Origin of the sequence: Nocardiopsis sp. NRRL B-16309 (assembly GCF_001279585.1) — a bacterium.
Lineage (GTDB): Bacteria > Actinomycetota > Actinomycetes > Streptosporangiales > Streptosporangiaceae > Nocardiopsis.
Window position 1 is genome coordinate 1 of the sequence record NZ_LGEC01000067.1, and the last position, 16974, is coordinate 16974.

19 protein-coding genes and 1 tRNA gene are annotated in these 16974 nt (G+C 73.4%); 13 read left to right on the forward strand and 7 right to left on the reverse strand.

The genetic code is table 11. The features are described 5' to 3' along the window. Nucleotides 1–331: 331 nt before the first annotated feature. The gene (gene tmk / locus ADL05_RS11720) at nucleotides 332–2449 is read left to right on the forward strand and encodes a dTMP kinase (RefSeq protein ID WP_053616951.1); all 2118 of its coding nucleotides are present in this window, start codon (nucleotides 332–334) and stop codon (nucleotides 2447–2449) included. A 19-nt stretch (nucleotides 2450–2468) separates the two neighbouring features. On the opposite strand, the gene ADL05_RS11725 is transcribed toward tmk, so the two are convergent. Next, a complete protein-coding gene (locus tag ADL05_RS11725) occupies nucleotides 2469–3110 on the reverse strand; it encodes a dihydrofolate reductase family protein (protein WP_053616952.1) in 642 nt (213 codons plus the stop codon). A gap of 245 nt (nucleotides 3111–3355) precedes the next feature. On the opposite strand from ADL05_RS11725, the gene ADL05_RS11730 reads away from it, so the two are divergent. The 4 genes from ADL05_RS11730 (at nucleotide 3356) to ADL05_RS11745 (ending at nucleotide 6959) form a co-directional block, all read left to right on the forward strand. Next, nucleotides 3356–4528 (forward strand): DNA polymerase III subunit delta', encoded by a 1173-nt coding sequence (locus ADL05_RS11730; RefSeq protein ID WP_053617049.1) that lies wholly within the window; start codon nucleotides 3356–3358, stop codon nucleotides 4526–4528. Between the two features lie 112 nt (nucleotides 4529–4640). Then, nucleotides 4641–6182, forward strand: coding sequence for an alpha/beta hydrolase (locus tag ADL05_RS11735; RefSeq protein WP_053616953.1), 1542 nt, complete (start codon nucleotides 4641–4643; stop codon nucleotides 6180–6182). Between the two features lie 84 nt (nucleotides 6183–6266). Next, nucleotides 6267–6342 (forward strand) — tRNA-Thr (locus tag ADL05_RS11740). Nucleotides 6343–6569: 227 nt separating this feature from the next. Next, nucleotides 6570–6959 carry a hypothetical protein gene (locus ADL05_RS11745; protein WP_053616954.1) on the forward strand — a complete coding sequence of 130 codons (390 nt, stop codon included), beginning with the start codon at nucleotides 6570–6572 and terminating at the stop codon, nucleotides 6957–6959. A gap of 43 nt (nucleotides 6960–7002) precedes the next feature. Here the strand turns inward: ADL05_RS11745 and ADL05_RS31105 are convergent, their stop codons facing one another. Both ADL05_RS31105 and ADL05_RS11750 read right to left on the reverse strand, forming a co-directional pair. Further along, nucleotides 7003–7161, reverse strand: a complete 159-nt coding sequence (locus ADL05_RS31105; protein WP_197285767.1) for a hypothetical protein — start codon at nucleotides 7159–7161, stop codon at nucleotides 7003–7005. A gap of 346 nt (nucleotides 7162–7507) precedes the next feature. Beyond that, entirely contained in the window at nucleotides 7508–8341 is an 834-nt protein-coding gene (locus ADL05_RS11750; RefSeq protein ID WP_053616955.1) for an exonuclease domain-containing protein, read from the reverse strand. A 126-nt stretch (nucleotides 8342–8467) separates the two neighbouring features. On the opposite strand from ADL05_RS11750, the gene ADL05_RS11755 reads away from it, so the two are divergent. Next, nucleotides 8468–8695, forward strand: a complete 228-nt coding sequence (locus ADL05_RS11755; protein ID WP_053616956.1) for a hypothetical protein — start codon at nucleotides 8468–8470, stop codon at nucleotides 8693–8695. 48 nt (nucleotides 8696–8743) lie between these two features. After that, nucleotides 8744–9118, forward strand: coding sequence for a hypothetical protein (locus ADL05_RS11760; protein ID WP_053616957.1), 375 nt, complete (start codon nucleotides 8744–8746; stop codon nucleotides 9116–9118). A 10-nt stretch (nucleotides 9119–9128) separates the two neighbouring features. On the opposite strand, the gene ADL05_RS11765 is transcribed toward ADL05_RS11760, so the two are convergent. Further along, nucleotides 9129–9614, reverse strand: a complete 486-nt coding sequence (locus tag ADL05_RS11765) for a hypothetical protein (RefSeq protein WP_053616958.1) — start codon at nucleotides 9612–9614, stop codon at nucleotides 9129–9131. A gap of 806 nt (nucleotides 9615–10420) precedes the next feature. Between ADL05_RS11765 and ADL05_RS11770 the strand changes: the two genes are divergently transcribed. Together ADL05_RS11770 and ADL05_RS11775 are read left to right on the forward strand one after the other, a co-directional pair. Further along, nucleotides 10421–10600 (forward strand): hypothetical protein, encoded by a 180-nt coding sequence (locus ADL05_RS11770; protein ID WP_053616959.1) that lies wholly within the window; start codon nucleotides 10421–10423, stop codon nucleotides 10598–10600. Nucleotides 10601–10677: 77 nt separating this feature from the next. Next, complete coding sequence (locus tag ADL05_RS11775) at nucleotides 10678–11259, forward strand: RNA polymerase sigma factor (protein ID WP_053616960.1); 582 nt, start codon at nucleotides 10678–10680, stop codon at nucleotides 11257–11259. Nucleotides 11260–11404: 145 nt separating this feature from the next. Here ADL05_RS11775 and ADL05_RS11780 read toward each other — a convergent pair whose 3' ends face one another. Further along, nucleotides 11405–11926, reverse strand: coding sequence for an inorganic diphosphatase (locus ADL05_RS11780; protein ID WP_197285768.1), 522 nt, complete (start codon nucleotides 11924–11926; stop codon nucleotides 11405–11407). Between the two features lie 81 nt (nucleotides 11927–12007). Between ADL05_RS11780 and dacB the strand changes: the two genes are divergently transcribed. Further along, nucleotides 12008–13372: a D-alanyl-D-alanine carboxypeptidase/D-alanyl-D-alanine-endopeptidase gene (dacB, locus tag ADL05_RS11785; RefSeq protein ID WP_053616962.1), complete on the forward strand. Its 1365-nt coding sequence runs from the start codon at nucleotides 12008–12010 to the stop codon at nucleotides 13370–13372. A gap of 9 nt (nucleotides 13373–13381) precedes the next feature. Here the strand turns inward: dacB and ADL05_RS11790 are convergent, their stop codons facing one another. Beyond that, a complete protein-coding gene (locus tag ADL05_RS11790) occupies nucleotides 13382–13627 on the reverse strand; it encodes a hypothetical protein (protein WP_231640709.1) in 246 nt (81 codons plus the stop codon). After that, entirely contained in the window at nucleotides 13585–13752 is a 168-nt protein-coding gene (locus tag ADL05_RS31740) for a hypothetical protein (RefSeq protein WP_231640710.1), read from the reverse strand. Before ADL05_RS31740 ends, ADL05_RS11790 begins: the two co-directional genes overlap by 43 nt. Nucleotides 13753–13899: 147 nt before the next feature. Between ADL05_RS31740 and ADL05_RS11795 the strand changes: the two genes are divergently transcribed. The 3 genes from ADL05_RS11795 to hpt all read left to right on the forward strand — a co-directional run bounded on the left by ADL05_RS11795 (nucleotide 13900) and on the right by hpt (nucleotide 16851). Continuing rightward, the gene (locus ADL05_RS11795; RefSeq protein ID WP_053616963.1) at nucleotides 13900–14982 is read left to right on the forward strand and encodes a zinc-dependent metalloprotease; all 1083 of its coding nucleotides are present in this window, start codon (nucleotides 13900–13902) and stop codon (nucleotides 14980–14982) included. After that, nucleotides 14979–16205: a tRNA lysidine(34) synthetase TilS gene (gene tilS / locus ADL05_RS11800; protein ID WP_053616964.1), complete on the forward strand. Its 1227-nt coding sequence runs from the start codon at nucleotides 14979–14981 to the stop codon at nucleotides 16203–16205. Before ADL05_RS11795 ends, tilS begins: the two co-directional genes overlap by 4 nt. Nucleotides 16206–16311: 106 nt before the next feature. Then, the gene (gene hpt / locus ADL05_RS11805; protein WP_053616965.1) at nucleotides 16312–16851 is read left to right on the forward strand and encodes a hypoxanthine phosphoribosyltransferase; all 540 of its coding nucleotides are present in this window, start codon (nucleotides 16312–16314) and stop codon (nucleotides 16849–16851) included. The last annotated feature ends 123 nt before the right edge of the window (nucleotides 16852–16974 follow it).

Below are 16974 nucleotides of genomic sequence, written 5' to 3' on the forward strand. Positions count from 1 at the left end.
CGTCGCTACTGCCTGGCTCGCAAGCTCGCTGGCGGCAGAGACTCCTCCTGCAGGCACCGGCGCGCCCCTCACCCGTGCTTTCCTTGGGCCTCCGCTCGTTCCTCGCTTTGGCCCGATCAACCCCCCTGTGGTCACGGTGAGCGGGGACGCTTCGGGTCGGGGTGCCCGCCATGGTGGGCGGGGCCTGTTCCGAGGGGGTACTTCCGTACTACTGTGTGTGTGAGAGCTGGGGGCGTGGATACGTGTGTGGCCCCGGTTCACCCCTCTCGAATCCTGCGGTGGGCCGTGAGCCCGTCCATCCCTATCCCCCACATCGATAATCTTGAGCGCTATGAGCAGATCTGCACCCCTGGGAGCGCCGGACGAGGCGCGCAACGTCCTCGCGATCACACCCTTCAGAAGGCTGTGGATCTCGCTGACCCTGTCCAGCCTCGGTGACTGGCTGAGCCTTCTGGCACTGATGTCCCTGGCGGCGATCTTCACCGCCGACGCCTCCACCCTGGTCCAGTACCTGGCGGTCAGCGGCGTCGTGCTGATCAAGCTCGCGCCGTCGATCGTGCTGAGCCCGCTGGTCGCGGCGCTCGCCGACCGGCTCGACCGGCGGTGGACGATGGTCGCGGGCGACGTCCTGCGCGCCCTGCTGTACGTCTCCATCCCCCTGGTCGGCCTCTTCTTCCCTGGCTTCTCCCTGGAGTGGCTGCTCATCGCGGCCTTCCTCGCGGAGGTCGTCGAACTCTTCTGGACGCCCGCCAAGGACGCCGCCGTCCCGGCGCTGGTGCCCCGCGGGCTCCAGCGGCAGGCCGGACGGCTGTGCCTGCTGGTCGGCTACGGCACCGCCCCCGTCGCCGCGCTGCTCTTCGCCGCGCTGGCCTCGGTCGGCAACCTGCTCGGCGCGCTGGCGCCGTCCCTGGCCAGCCCCGAGGCGGACGTCGCGCTCTACCTCAACGGCCTGATGTTCCTCGTCGCCGCGATCGTGGTCGCGGGACTGCCGATCCCCAAGCACAAGTCCGCCGGGGGCGGCCGGACCGGCACCCGGGACGCCGACCTCCTGAGGTCGGTGTGGACCGGCCGGCGCGCCGCCGGGACCTCGCCGCTCGGGCGCGGCCTCGTGCTGGGCATGCTCGGCGCCCTGGCCGCGGGCGGCACCGTCGTCGGTGTCGGCCGCCTGCACGTCGAGGGCCTGGGCGCGGGCAACGCCGGCTTCGGCGTCGTGTTCGCCGCGGTGTTCGCCGGGATGGCCCTGGGGATGCTCGCCGGTCCCCGGATCCTCAAGAAGTTCAGCCGCCGACGCCTGTTCGGCGTGAGCGCGGCCGTGGCCGGGCTGGCCCTGCTCTTCGCCGGCGCCGTCGCCGACATGGTGCTCACCGCCGTCCTCACGACCCTGCTGGGCGTGGGCGCGGGTATCGCCTGGGGACTCGGCACGGTCCTGCTCGCCGAGCAGGCCGAGGACGCCGAGGACGGGGACCGCGACCGGGCCCTGGCGTTCCTGCACGGCTGCGCCCGCGTCGTCCTGGTGGCCGCCGCCGCGTTCGCCGCGCTGGCCGCCGGACTCATCGGCGACTACACCCTGCCCCTGGGCCCCCTCACCTACGACCTGCGCGGCAGCGGGGTCGTCCTGATGGCGGTCGGCCTCGTCGCCGTCGTCGTGGCGTGGATCAGCTACCGCCAGGTCAACCGCGACGACCCCGAGGCCGGTCCGGGACTGGTGCCCGAACTGGTCGCCGCCCTGCGCGGTGTGGACCTCACCGAGGACGAGGACGAGGAGGAGCCCGGGCACTCCGGGGCCTTCATCGTCCTGGAGGGCGGCGAGGGCGCGGGCAAGTCCACCCAGGTCCGCGAGCTCACCGTGTGGCTGCGCGAGCAGGGATTCGAGGTGGTCGGCACCCGCCAGCCGGGTGCGACCAAGCTCGGCATGCGCCTGCGCGGACTGCTGCTGGACCGGGAGAACTCGCACATCACCCCGCGCGCCGAGGTGCTGCTGTACGCGGCCGACAAGGCCGACCACGTCGAGCAGGAGATCCTGCCCGCGCTCCGGCGCGGCGCCGTGGTGATCAGCGACCGGTACGTCGACTCGCTCCTGGCCTACCAGGGCGCGGGACGCGACCTCGCGCCCGACGAGATCCGCGGGATCAGCGACTGGGCCACCCAGGACCTCGTCCCGGACCTGACCGTCCTGCTGGACGTGAGCCCCGAGGCCGGGCTGTCCCGGCTGGGCGGACCGGCCGACCGCATCGAGTCGGAGTCGCTGGAGTTCCACGACCGCGTCCGCAAGGGGTTCCTGGCGCTCGCCAAGCAGGCCCCGGAGCGCTACCTGGTCGTGGACGCGTCCGAGCCGCAGGACCGTATCTCCAAGGAGATCCGGCGCCGGGTGCGCTCCCTGCTGCCCGACCCGGTCGACTCCAGCTCCGAGGCCGTCACCGGGATGATCCCGGTCATCAAGAACGACTGACGGCGGCGGCCGCCGCCGGTCAGGAGCGGACGCGGTAGCGCAGGTGGGTGACCCCGGGGGCGGACACCACGCGCTCCTGCTCGAACGCGGGACCGGTGACGCCGTCGAACAGCCGCGTGCCGGAGCCCAGGAGTAGCGGGACCAGGGCGAGGTCCAACCGGTGCACCAGCCCGGCGACCAGGCAGTTCCGCATGGTGGCGGCGCCTCCGGCGACCAGGACGTCCAGGTCGCCGGCCGCCCGCCGGGCGCGCTCGACCGCTGCGGCGGGGCCCTCCGTCACGAAGTGGAAGGTCGTTCCGCCCGCCATCTCCAGGGGCTCCCTGGGGTGGTGGGTCACGACGAACACCGGGGCGCGGAAGGGCGGTTCCTCGCCCCACCAGCCGCGCCACGGAGCCTCCTCGTCCCACGGCCCCGGACCGCCCCCGAACATGTTCCGGCCCATCACCACGGCGCCGACGTCGGACTGGACCTCGGTGACCACGGGCGTGGAGGCGTTCACCTCGCCGCCCTCCATCCCGTGCCGCTCACGCCAGGCCGCGAGTTCGACCACCCAGTCGTGCAGGCGTTCGCCGCCCGCCCCCAGCGGCCGCTCGGCGCTCTGGTCCGGCCCGGCCGCGTACCCGTCCAGGGAGACGGAGATATGGGCCCTGGTCATGCTCATGGACGCTCCTCGGTGCCTCGTGGATGGCAGTACCGTACGTCGCCGGGACGGCGGGGGCACGGAGACCCGCGCCGGGAGGCCGGAGGGCGCCCATCCCGTCGTCGGCGACTCCTATCCTGGGAGCGGACCTCCGCGCGGGCCGAAGGCAGGGCGCGGGCCGCAGGCTCTCGGCCGAGGGCGCTGGCCCCGTACTCTTCGCCCGGCGGACTCCCGGGGCGATGGTGGACAACAGGTGGGGGGCGGACGTGACGGTCTTCGACGACCTGATCGGTCAGCGGGCCGCGGTCGGCCGGCTCGAACGGGCCGTGGCCGGAGCGGGTGACCTGGTCGCCGGCGGACCGGGCACGGGCATGACGCACGCCTGGCTGTTCACCGGGCCGCCCGGGTCGGGCCGCTCCGAGGCCGCGCGCGCCTTCGCCGCCGCGCTCCAGTGCCCCGACGGCGGATGCGGCCACTGCGGCTCCTGCCACCAGGTGCTCACCGGCACCCACCCCGACGTCCTCTACGTCCGGCCCAGCGGACTGAGCTACGGCGTGGCCGCCACCCGTGACCTGGTGCTGAAGGCCAGCTCGAAGCCGTCCGGCGGGCGGTTCCGGATCGTCCTGTTCGAGGACGCCGAGCGGGCCACCGAGGCCGCCTCCAACGCCCTGCTCAAGGCCGTGGAGGAGCCCTCGCCGCGCACGGTGTGGCTGCTGTGCACGCCCACCCCCGACGACCTGCTCATCACCATCCGCTCGCGCTGCCGCATGGTCACCCTGGCCACGCCGCCCACCGCCGAACTCGTCTCCGCTCTCGTCCAGCGGGACGGCGTGGACCCCGACACCGCCCGGTCGGCCGCGCGCGCCGCCGCGGGCCGCATCGACCGCGCCCGGCAGCTCGCCACCGACCCCGAGGCCCGCCGCCGACGGGAGGAGGTGCTGTCGATCCCGGTGCGGCTGGACGGCACGGGCGCGTGCGTCGTCGCCGCGGCCCGGCTCTACGAGATCGCCGAGGAGGACTCCAAGACCCTCACCGCCGCGCTCGACGAGCGGGAGCGGGGCGAGATGCGGGCGGCCTTCGGCGAGGGCTCCACCGGCAAGGGCGTCGCGAAGGCGATCCGGGGGTCGGCGGGCGCGATGAAGGACCTGGAGGAGCGGCAGAAGCGCCGTGCCACGCGCATCAAACGCGACTCCTACGACCGCGCCCTGCTCGACCTGGCGGCGTTCTACCGCGACGTCCTGGCGCTGCAGCTCGGCGCCCAGGTGGAACTGTCCACGGTCGAGCGCTCCGGCGACCTGGAGCGCGTGGCCCGCTCCAGCACACCCGAGTCCACGCTCCGCCGGATCGACGCCATCATGGAGTGCCGGACGCGCATCGGCGCCAACGTGCACCCCCAGATCGCCATGGAGGCGATGACCTCCGCACTGCTGGCCGGCTGACGCGCTCCGGCGCGCCGTGTGCCCGGCGCCGGGCGGGTGCCCGGTCCAGGGCGCGCGCGGCACCGATACGGACACGCCGACCACCGTCGGCGGCGACGAGAGGCGGACAGGCGTGGCGACGAGGGTACGTGGAGCGGTGGCGCTCGGGATCGCGGGCGCGGTACTGCTGGCCTCCGGCTGTACGCCCGGCGGGGACGGCGGCGAGGGGCCGGCGCCGACCGAGGACTCGGGCGCCCTCGCGGAGTTCACCTCCCAGGAGTTCGCCTGGGGCGCCTGCGAGGAGGGCGGCTCCGACGTCGAGTGCGCCGTCTACGAGGTGCCCATGGACTACGGCGACCTCGGCGGCGAGCGGATCGAGATCGCGGTCAAGCGCCTGCCCGCCTCCGGGAACGACCGACTCGGCTCCCTGCTCATCAATCCGGGCGGCCCCGGCGGCTCGGGCTACGACCGCGTGGACGTCGCCGCCTACGGGGTCAGCGAGGACGTACGGGAGCGCTTCGACGTGGTCGGCTTCGACCCGCGCGGTGTGGGCCGCAGCTCGCCGCTGACCTGCTTCGACGCGGAGGAGATCGATGACTTCCTCGGTGTGGAGGTCGCCGACGGAGCCTCGGACGACATCGCCGACGCGGCGGAGCTCGTGGAGAGCAGCCAGGAGTTCGTCGAGGCCTGCGAGGACAACGCACCCGACCTCATGCGCCACATGGGCACCGCCGACGTCGCCCGCGACATGGACGTGCTGCGCGCCCTGGTCGGCGACGAGCGGCTGACCTACCTGGGCTCCTCCTACGGCACCCACATCGGGGCCCAGTACGCCGACCAGTTCCCCGAGCGGGTGCGCGCCCTGGTCCTGGACGGAGCGGTCGACCCCGCCCAGAGCCCGCTGGACATGGGCGTGGAACAGGCGACCGGGTTCGAGACCGCGCTGCGGGCCTTCGTCGCGGACTGCCTGAACCGCGCCGACTGCCCGCTGGGCGGCCCGGGGACCAGCGTCGACGAGGGCGTGGCCGCGCTCGACGACTTCCTGGAGGGCGCCGCGGAGCGGCCGCTGGCCAACAGCGCCGACGACCGCGAGGTCAACCGGGCCCGCGCCGAACTGGGCGTGCTCGCCGCGCTGTACACGGAGAGCTGGTGGCCGAGCGTGCGCGAGGCTCTCACAGCCGCGATGGAGGACGGCGACGGCACGGGCCTCGTCCTGCTCGGCGACGACCTCTACGGGCGCACCGACACCGAGGAGTACGAGAACTCCACCGCCGCGCTCATCGCGGTGAACTGCTCGGACTCTCCCAGCCCGCGGGACGTCGGCGAGTACGCGGAGGCCGCCGAGGAGGCGGGCGAGGAGTCGCCGGTCTTCGGGCCGATGCTGGCCTGGGGTTCGCTGCCGTGCGCCTACTGGCCGGAGGACGCGGTGGCCGAGGGCGGCGAGCTGACCGCGGCCGGCGCCGATCCGATCATGGTGGTGGGGACCACCCGCGACTCCGCGACGCCCTACGCGTGGTCGGAGGCGCTGGCCGAGCAGCTGGAGTCCGGGTTCCTGGTCACCCGGGACGGCGACGGCCACACCGGCTACCGCATGGGCGACGCGTGCGTGGACGCGATGGTGGACGACTACCTCATCGACCTCGCGGTGCCCGAGGACGGCATGGCCTGCGCCTGACGTCACACCGGAAAAGGTGGACGCGGCACCCTGGTGGAGGCGCTAGACTGGTGACCGCTTCGCAGCGTTCGCGCGCGGCGCGGTGCCGCCTTAGCTCAGTCGGCAGAGCGATTCACTCGTAATGAATAGGTCGTCGGTTCGATTCCGACAGGCGGCTCCACCCACTCGGGCCCGTCCGGTTCCTCCGGACGGGCCCGAGTCGTGTCCGGGGTGCGGGAGGCCGGCACCTGCGCCGTCCCGCGGGCCGGAACCGGCGGGGCCGGGCGGCCCCGGGGGTCGGCGGAGGCGGTTTTCCAGCCGCGAACCGAGCCGCGGGGAACTCCGGCCCCCTGCCGCCGGAGGACGTCGCACTGGGTGACGGAGACATGACATGGGTAGATGCGCGGTATGAGCCTGTTGTTCATGTTGCTCGCGCTGGTGGGGTGCCTGCTGGTGCTCGGGGGCGGTTCCTACGCCCTGCGCCGTGTCATCGCGTACCTGGGGTCGCGGCCCGACGCGGTGGGGGAGGACTCCGGGCCCCCGTCGGCGGTGTCCGCCGCGGACCGGGAACACGTGGGCGGCTACGTCTTCGCCCCCCGGCCGGATGGCGAGGGGCGGGAGCCCGAGGACGTGGCTTCGTCGGTGCGCGCCCGCGCGGCCAACCTGGTCGCTCTGGGGCGGATCGAGGAGGCGGTGCGCGTGGTCCGGGAGCGGGCGGGGGCGGACGAGGAGCGCGCCCGGCGGATCGTGGGCGCCCTGGAACGGAGCGCCGACCCGGGCCCGGCCCTGGAGCCCTGACCAGGGCGTGCCCGGTGGGCACCCGCCCTGGCCGGGGCGGGTGTCAGACGGCGCTCTGGCGGCTCTGGATCCAGCCCCACACCACGGTCGCCAGGAACAGGATGGCACCGATGACGCCGAGCCAGAGCAGCCCCTTCACGATGAGGCCGATGATCGTCAGGGCCAGCCAGACTGCCAGCAGGATCAGGATGAGATAGACCATGGTCGCCTCCTGGGACGGGTGAGCGGATCCACGTAGGGGCCTACCCGTACCCGGCCCCGCGCACCCCCGGCCGCCTGGGCCGAAACGGGGAGCGGGCCCGGGAAGGCACGGCGCGGGCGCGGGGGTTCCCGGGCCCCGGGCGCCCGCTGGGGCGCCGAGCGCAGCGGGGCGGGTGTCCGCGGAACGTGCCGAGGGAGTGTTTTGGCTTTCGGGTGAGCGAGCGGTCGCCAGGCCATCTCTCGCAAGGCGATGTGCGAAGTTCAGCCTGGTGGTGCTGCACGAGCGCAGAGGCGCGGCGAGAGGCAGCCTGGCGACCGCGAGCCCGGAATGCCGCAAAAAACACGACCTAGGGCCAGGTGCCGTCCACCACGGTCCCGTGGCCGGGCTTGGTCCGGTCCAGCCACTCCTGGCGGCCCCGGGCGAAGCCCAGGGCCCACTCGACCTGGCGCTGGTGGAGCTCCGCCAGACCGAGCGCGGCGACGTCCGCGTGGCGCGCGCCGATCTCCTCGGCCACGGCGAGCGCGGCGACGGCGTCGGCGGTCGCGGTGTGGGCGTCGGTCAGGTCCACGCCGTAGAACTCGCTCATGGCGCCCAGGTTGCGCTTGCCGCGCCGGTAGGGGTCCACCCCGCGGTCGATCACCAGCGGGTCCACCACGGGCGCCACGGCGCCGCCGAGGCGGTCCGTGAGCGAGGGCAGGCCGTGCCGGGCGAGCTCGGCGGCGAGCACACCGAGGTCGTAGGGCGCGTTGAACACCACCAGCCCCTGTCCGGCGCCGAGCTGTTCGGCGAGGGCCTGGGCGATCTCGTCCAGGCACTCCGTCGCCGGCCGGCCCTCGGCGCGCGCCCGTTCCGTGGTGATGCCGTGGATGGCGACCGCGTCCGCGGGGATCTCACGGGGGCCGGGGTCGACCAGCCACGTGCGGCTCTTGCCCTCGCGGTCCACCAGGGCCGCCGAGACGAGGAAGGCCGTGGCCGGGTCGCGGTCGGAGGTCTCGGAGTCGAACCCGAGCAGCGGGGTGGTGTGCCAGCCCAGGTGGTCGCCGCGGGCGGGCGGGGTGGGACGCGGCTCGTGCTCGGCGCAGTACGTGCGCCATCGGCCGCCCTCCTTGACGACGACCCCGTCACCGGTGCCGACGGAGTCCGAGCAGGTGGTGCAGGTCCCGGGGTAGCGGTTGCGCATGGGGTCCTCTCCGACGGGATGATCGGTGATCGAGCAACATCGTAGAGCTCGGTGGTGACAGTCGGTGCGCGAACGGCCGAGGTGACAGGGGTGTGCGGAAGGGGATATCCGGGGAAGAGAGGGGACATGAGTCTGGAAGAGGCATCACGTCAACTGGAAGCAGCGGTCCACGACGCACGCGTCTCCTTCGACTGCATCCTCCTTGAGGAGCTCGATCGGGCGCACACGAACGCGATCACCGCGCGTGCGGCGGTGGACGCCGCGGAGCAGGCCATCAGAGTGGAACTGGAACGGCGCGCCGCCGAGGAGGGTGACGCCTCGGTCGGCAACGGACCGGGTGAGGCGACCGATTAGCCGGCGTCCCGTTCGAACGTATATTCGATCAGCGGGTATGCTGGAGGCATGCCCGATCAGTCGCTGACGCCGGACTGGCCCGCGAGTGTGCACCCACCCGGGTCGGACTCCTTCGAACAGACGGCCCTGGTGTGGCTGTTCGACCACGTGCCGGCCGACTACCGGCTGCACGGCGTGCTGCGCCGCCATCCCGTCGCCCTCTCCCGGCTGGCCCGCCAGTACGTCTCCGCCGCACTGGAGGCCGCCCGGGAGGGGTACCGCACGGCCAGGGTGGACCTTCGCGACCACCTGCCCGCGCACGCCCTCGACCAGGTGATGCACGCCTACTTCGCCGAGGGGAAGCGCACCGCCGCGGTCCTGCGCTCCATCGAGGCCGTCGACGCCGAGCTCAGGGCGGTGTCCGAACGGGGCGGCGATGAGTGAGGCGCGCGGCTCAGGCGCTCACCCGGACCACCACGGCGACCTCGTCGCCGGTGTTGACCAGGTAGTGGTGGCCGGAGCCGGAGCCGGAGCCGGAGCCGCCCACCACCCGGGTGCGGCCGTGCGTCAGCTCGGCCGCGGAGCGCATCTGGCCGTCGGTGCCCGACGAGATCAGGTGCGCGCGCCCGCCCACCAGGTGCAGGACCTCCAGGCCGCGCGACCGGCCCGGGCGCGGCGCGGGCTCGGGGACGAAGCTGTTGGGTTCGAGCGCCACCACGGTCACCCGAAGGCGCCCGGTGGCGAGCCGCCGGGCGGCGCGGGGCGCGGGCTGCCAGCGGCCGCGGCGGGTGGGCCACAGCGTGGGGCGGGCCAGCGCGTCGGCGGCGCCCCGTGCCGCGGCCGCCAGGCGGCCGATCGTCGGAAGCCGGAGTTCGCGCAGGTGGGCGTAGCCGGAACGGCGTCCGGCGTCCACCACGTCGCCGATCCCGTCGAGGCTCACGGCCGCGCGGGGAGCCGGAGCGGCTGGAGCCGAAGGCTCTCGGTTGAGGGTGGTAGCCCCCTCGGTTCGCGCAGCGCCCTGGGGCGATGGCGGGCGACGGGTCGGGTGGGCTGGAGCCGAAGGCTCTCGGTTGAGGGTGGTAGCCCCCTCGGTTCGCGTAGCGCCCTGGGGCGATGGTGGGCGACGGGTCGGGTGGGCTGGAGCCGAAGGCTCTCGGTTGAGGGTGGTAGCCCCTTCCGATCGCGCAGCGCCCTGGGGCGACGGCGGGCGACGGGTCGGGAGGGCGGGCGCGGAGACAGCCTGCTGGGGCATCGTGAGAGGATCCTTCACGTGCGCGCGTACGATCGACGCGCGGATGTCGTCTGTGGGGCCCGGTGGACCGGGGCCGAAGGGGTGGCGGTCTCCGAAGCGGAGGCGCATCACCCGAGGCGGATGCCGAGTACGGGCACCCGAATGGTCGGAGGCGTGAGAACGCGCCTCAGGAACGACTCAGTGACGACAACACGGACACGCCGCACGGGCCAGGTGGCAGGTGGCCCCGAGGGCCGTGCGAGCCATGGCTGCGGTGCGGGTGTACGGGTGCATGTACTCAAGTTGACCAGCAAAGTCGGGGAGGAGTCAAGCGAACGCCCGCGATCGTGCGTGTCGCTCCCCTCACTCCCCGCCGACCGTGTTGCGGGAGGCGTGCCGTGGTGGTGACATGTGGAGCCCCGGGCCGGCGTGGTAGCACCGCCGGAAGGGGCACCGTCCCCCCAGCAGCAGTGATCAGGAGTGGCCGTGACGGCATCCGCCTCCGGAAGGCACAGGTGAATCCGCCGGGACTGTGGGCGCGTGTGCTGGTGCGCGCGCTCGTCGTCGCGGCCGCCGCGGTGATGGCCCTGGGCTTCCTCGGTTCGGGCGCGGCCGTCCTGGTCGCCGGCCTGACCTCGCTCACCTTCGTCCTGCTGTGGTTGCGGGAGCGTACGGTCGCGCCGCGCGACGAATAACGGGGCTCCGCCGGGCACGGCGTGTCTTTCGACAAACCGGGGAGCACGGTGTCACGCGCCGCGTAGATTCTTGGTCTATGACGGACCAGGATCTTCTCCACGCCCTGCGTTCCGGCCGGATCCCGCCCGCGGATGCCTACGCGCAGCTCCTGGATGACTACGGAGAGGAACTGTTCCGGCGCTGCCTCCTGGTGCTGCGCGACCGCGACGCGGCCCACGTGGTGCTCAGGGACACGCTGATCGTGGCCCGCGCGCACGCGTCGCGGCTGCGGGACGCCGACCGGCTGGGGGAGTGGCTGCACGCCCTGGCGGAGGCCGAGTGCGATCGCCACCGGGAGAACGGACCGCGCTGCCCGCAGCCGCGCGAGTGGCGCATGCCCGAGCGGACCTCCCTGGTCCGGGCCCGTGTGCTCAACGGGATGTGCGGTCCGGAGCTGGACGGATACCGCACGCACGTCGCGGCGCGGGCCGACCGCTTCGGCCGGGACGGCTTCCCCCTGCCGCGGGGCGGCGGACTCGGTCCGCGCGGCCTGACCTCGCTCCTGCCCGTCGCCCTGGCGCTGATCTGCGCACTGCTGGCGATCGCCTGCGCGGGCTACGTCCTGGCCAGGGACAGCGCGCACGAGCCCTTCCCCGGCGGCGTCTCCAGCCGCCCATGAGTACGGCCCGGCCGGGGAGTCCGGGGCCAGTGGTCGTCGCAACGACTCCTGGAATCCGCCGAGTCCCCGCCGGGCCGTCGCCGAGACCGCGGGCACCTACCGCCCGGGGCGCTGTGCCAGTTGGTCGCCCGGGGCGCTGTGCCGGCTAGTCGCCCGAGGTGATGTGCGAGGTGTCGCCGTGGGCACCCGCCTCCTCGGCGCGCTTGACCGAGGCGACGATCTCCTGCTCTGCCTCGTGGCGGCCGACCCAGCTCGCGCCCTCGACCGACTTGCCCGGCTCCAGGTCCTTGTAGACCGTGAAGAAGTGCTCGATCTCCAGGCGCTCGAACTCGTTCACGTGGTGAATGTCACGCAGGTGCTCCTGGCGCGGGTCGGTCGCCGGGACGCAGAGCAGCTTGTCGTCGCCGCCCGCCTCGTCGCGCATCCGGAACATGCCGATGGCGCGGGCGCGGATCAGGCAGCCCGGGAAGGTCGGAGCCTTCAGCAGGACGAGAGCGTCCAGGGGGTCGCCGTCCTCGCCGAGAGTCCCCTCGACGAAACCGTAGTCGGCGGGGTAGGTCGTTGAGGTGAACAGCATGCGGTCGAGACGGATGCGACCGGTCTCGTGGTCCACCTCGTACTTGTTGCGCTCCCCCTTGGGGATCTCGATCGTAACGTCGAATTCCATGCTGATCTCGGCTCCCAATGCGACTAATGTCGCCGTATAACAACAACGTCAGGCCGCGACACCGAAGGAAGGGCGGGTGCCGTGCGACGGGTACGAGGCGAGGTCTACCTCGCGCTTGCCCTGCTCAACATATTCGTGCTGCTGGCAGGGTTTGTCTCCCTCGACGTCATCGAGGCTCGACCTCTTCCCGCGGCGCCCCGTCCCGTCACGAACGCCGAGGGCGTGGCAGCGGCGGAACCCGCGGCCCCGACTCCGGCGGACCCGGAACGGATCGCGGACATCCTCGATGATCCCATGTCGGCCGCCGGGCTGGAGGACGGCCTCACCGGTTACGTGACGGACGCCTCCGGAACGCCGCTCTTCGAGCTCGATCCGGACACCGCGGTCACCCCGGCCTCCACCACGAAGATCGCGACGGCGGTCGCCGTACTGGACGCCGTCGGCCCCGACCACGTACTGACGACCGGGGCCCACTTCGACGCGGCGGAGAACCGGGTGGTGCTGCGAGGAGGGGGCGACGCGACCCTGACGGCCACGGCCGAATCCGGAGCCTACCCGCCGCTGGCCACCCTGGCCGATCTCGCCGAAGGGACCGCGGAGGCCCTCGCCGCGGAGGGGGTCGACACCGTCTCCCTGGGCTACGACGACTCGCTCTTCACCGGGCCCGAGACCCCGCCCGGCTGGAAGCCCAACTACATCCCCGAGGGCAACGCCGCGCCCGTCACCGCGCTGATGATCGACTCCGGCCGGGTGGCCCCCGGCGCCAGCGGCTACGGGTCGCGCTCGACAGAGCCGTCGCTGCACGCCGCCCGGGCCTTCGCCGAGCAGCTGGAGGAGGCGGGCGTCACGGTCGAGGGCGAGCCCTCCGAAACCACCGCCCCGGGCGAGCCGATCGCCACGGTGGAATCGCCGCCGATGTCCCGGATGGTGGAGTCCATGATGCTGTCCAGCGACAACATCATGGCCGAGGCCATGGGCCGGACCGCCGCGATCGCGATGGGCGGGGAGCACACCTTCGAGGGGGCCACCGCCGCCACCCACCAGGTGATGGCGGAGCTGGGCGTGGAGGGTGTGACCCTGACCGACAACAGCGGGCTGAGCACGGAGAACCGGATCACGCCGCGCGCCCTGGTGGAACTGGTCCGGCTCTCCGCCGATCCGGGCCACCCGGCGCTGAACGCGGCACTGACCGGCCTGCCCACCGCGAACTCCACCGGGACGCTGAGCTCGCACAACCGCTACGGCGAGGGCGCCGCCACGCACGACGGCGCCGGGCTGGTCCGGGGCAAGACCGGCACGCTCAACGGTGTGAGCACCCTCGCGGGCACGGTCCACGACCAGGACGGCACCATGTTCGTCTTCGCGTTCATGGCCAACAGCCCGTCGGCGTCGGGGTATCAGCTCGACAGCCTGGCGGCCGCCCTCACCCGCTGCGGCTGCTCCTGAGCGGCGGCCTCAGCCCTCGACCCGGTAGCCCGGGACGGACGGCCAGCGCACGGTGAGCACGACGGACTCCTCCTCGGCGTGCCAGCTGTGGTCGACGCCATTGCCCCAGACCACGTAGTCGCCCTGCTCGGCGAGGGTCACGCTCCGGTCGGGGAGGTCCACCCGGAACCGGCTGCTCACCAGGACCAGCAGGGCTGTGTGCTCCTCGCCGGTCACCCGTCGGGCCCGCTCGTCGCCCCGCGGGTCACGCCCCACGTGACCCCGACCGCGTCGCTGTGCCGGGCGTCGCCGACCTCCCGGAAGTGGCCGAGGATCCGGCCCCGGTCCGCAAGCGCGTCCCGTCCGGCGTTGCCGACGTACACGTCGTTCGTGGCACTCATGGGGCAGGACGCTGGCAACCGGGCGCCGGCGCCCGCGGGGGGTGCCGTTCGGTTGCCGCTCTCAGGGGTGACCCTGGGGCTACCCGGAATTACCACCCTGATCCCCGTGCCCCCGCGCTCCTCGTGGGTAGGCTGGCGGATGTGACTGTGATCGACTGGGACGTAGCCGTCAACACCGGAGTCCGCCTCGTGCGCCCTGGGCCGCAGGTGGACCTGTCCGACGCGCGGCAGGCCGTGGCGCAGTTGCGCGAGCTTTCCACCGTGGCGGCCGGGCACGTGCGCGACTTCACCGGAATGAACCCCCTCGAACCCGCCGGGCCCGCGGTCATCGTGGACCGCCCGGGGTGGATTCGAGCCAACGTCGACGGGTTTCGGGTCGTGCTCGAACCCGTGCTGCAACAGATGGCCGCCGAACGGCTGAACAGCAGTCCCGCCGGGAACCTGACCAGCGCGGTCGGTTCGCGGATCACCGGGGTGCAGCTGGGCGCCGTCCTCTCCTACCTGGCGGGGAAGGTCCTCGGCCAGTACGAACTCTTCCTGCCGCCGGGCCCGGACGGCGTCGCGCCGACCGGCCGCCTCACGCTGGTGGCGCCCAACATCGTCAACACCGAACGCGAGATGGACGTCGACTCGCGGGACTTCCGACTGTGGGTGTGCCTGCACGAGGAGACCCACCGCATGCAGTTCACGGCCACGCCGTGGCTGCGCGCCTACGTCCAGGAGCTGATGCAGGAGCTGCTGCTGTCGTCGGAGATGGACGCGGCCGCGCTCATCGACCGGCTGCGCGCGGCGGGCGAGGCCGTCGCCGACGCCGTCCGCGGAGGTCGGGACTCCAACCTCCTCACCGCGTTCCAGACGCCGGAGCAGAAGGAGATCATGGACCGCGTCACCGCGGTCATGAGCCTGGCCGAGGGGCACGGCGACTACGTGATGGACGCGGTCGGACCCGAGGTGGTCCCGACCGTGGAACGGATCCGCAGCCGCTTCCAGAAGCGCCGCGAGACCCTCAACCCGCTCGACCGCATCATGCGCCAGCTGCTCGGCATGGACCTGAAGATGCGCCAGTACGAGGAGGGCGCCGCGTTCGTGCGCGCGGTGGTGGGCCAGGTCGGCATGGCCGAGTTCAACAAGGTGTGGACCTCGCCCGAGACCCTGCCCACGCTGACCGAGATCCGTGACCCGAACGCCTGGATCGACCGGGTCGTGCGCCCCGCCGCCATCGCGGAGTGAGCGGACCGCACCCCGCCGTGGCCGCCGTCCGTTCGGCGGTCCGGCGGGCGCTGGCCGACCTGCCCGCGGACACCACCGTCCTGGCGGCGTGCAGCGGCGGCGCGGACTCCCTCGCCCTGTCCGGCGCGCTGGCCTTCGAGGCCCCGCGCGCGGGCCGCAGGGCGGGCGGCGTCACGGTCGACCACGGCCTCCAGGAGGGGTCGGCCGCCCGCGCGGCCGAGGTCGCCGGTGTGCTGCGCGGTCTGGGCCTGGACCCGGTCCTGGTGCGCGAGGTCGAGGTCGACGGACCCGGCGGTCCGGAGGCGGCGGCCCGCCGCGCCCGCTACGCCGCCCTGGACGGGGCGGTCCGGGCGCACGCCCCGGCGGTCGTGCTGCTCGGCCACACCCTCGACGACCAGGCCGAGACGGTCCTGCTGGGCCTGGCCCGCGGGTCCGGGGCCCGATCCCTGGCGGGGATGGCCCCCCGCAACGGCCACCACCTGCGGCCCCTGCTCGGCCTCGACCGCTCCACGGTCCGCCGGGCCTGCGTCGAGATGGGCCTCCGCGCCTGGGAGGACCCGCACAACCACGACCCCCGGTTCGCCCGGTCGCGGGTACGCCACGAGGCCCTGCCCGCACTGGAGAAGGCGCTCGGCCCCGGCATCGCCGAGGCCCTGGCCAGGACGGCCGCGCTGCTGCGCGCGGACGCCGACACGCTCGACCGGCTCGCGGACGACCTCCTGGCCGAGGCCGTGGCGGAGGCAGCGCCCGCAGACGGACCGACCGAGGCCGTGGCGGAGGCAGCGCCCGCGGTCGGACCCACCGAGACCGTGGCGGAGGCAGCGCCCGCGGTCGGACCCACCGAGACCGTGCGGGAGGTTGCGCCCGGAGGCGGAACCGGAGCCGGGGCGGCCGAGGCCGTGCCGAAGGCTGTGCCCGCGGCCGGACTCACCGAGTCCAGGACCGACGCGGCGCCGACCACCGGCACCGGACCGGGGGCCGAGGCCCCCCGGACGGGACCGGCCCTGCGCGTCGACCCGCTGGCCGCGGCCCCCGCGTCGCTGCGCACGCGCGTCCTGCGCCGCGCCGCCCTGGCCGCCGGATGCGCGGCGAGCGCGCTCACCGCCCGCCACGTGCGCGAACTCGACAGACTCGTCACCGACTGGCGTGGCCAGTCCCACATCGACCTCCCCGGGGGCGTGCGCTGCCGGAGGGTCGCGCGGCGGCTGCGCTTCGAGCCCTGACCCGACCCGCGGGACCGGGCGGCGCCGGTCCTGTTCGTGCCGCTTATCCTGGGTCCCGCACACGGGGAACCCAGCAGCGAGGACATTGAGCGTGGACGCTAAGGACATGGGACAGGACCTTGAGAAGATCCTGGTCACCGAGGACGAGATCAAGGCGCGCCTGGCCGAGCTGGGGGCCCGGATCGACGCCGACTACGCCGACCGGGACCTGCTGATCGTCGGGGTGCTCAAGGGAGCCGTCATGGTGATGGCCGACCTCGCCCGCGCGCTGCACAGCCCCGTCTCCATGGACTGGATGGCCGTCTCCTCCTACGGGGCCGGGACGACCTCCTCCGGCGTGGTCCGCATCCTCAAGGACCTGGAGACCGACATCAAGGACCGCGACGTCCTGATCGTCGAGGACGTCATCGACTCCGGCCTGACGCTCTCCTGGCTGGTGGGCAACCTCAAGTCGCGCGGCCCCCGGTCCGTGGAGGTCTGCACGATGGTCCGCAAGCCGCTGGCCTTCGAGGTCGATCTCGACGTCAAGTACATCGGCTTCGACCTGCCCAACGAGTTCATCGTCGGCTACGGTCTCGACTACGCCGAGAAGTACCGCAACCTGCCCTTCATCGGCACCCTCGCCCCGCACGTCTACGAGGGCTAGGGCGGGGCGGTCGGGGCCGCGGTCGAACGCGGCCCCGCGCGACCCGGGCGCCGACGGGGCTCCGGCAGGGTGCGCGGTCGGGGTCGCGAGCGGCGGTGATCCCCTCGGAGGGGTCGAAGGATT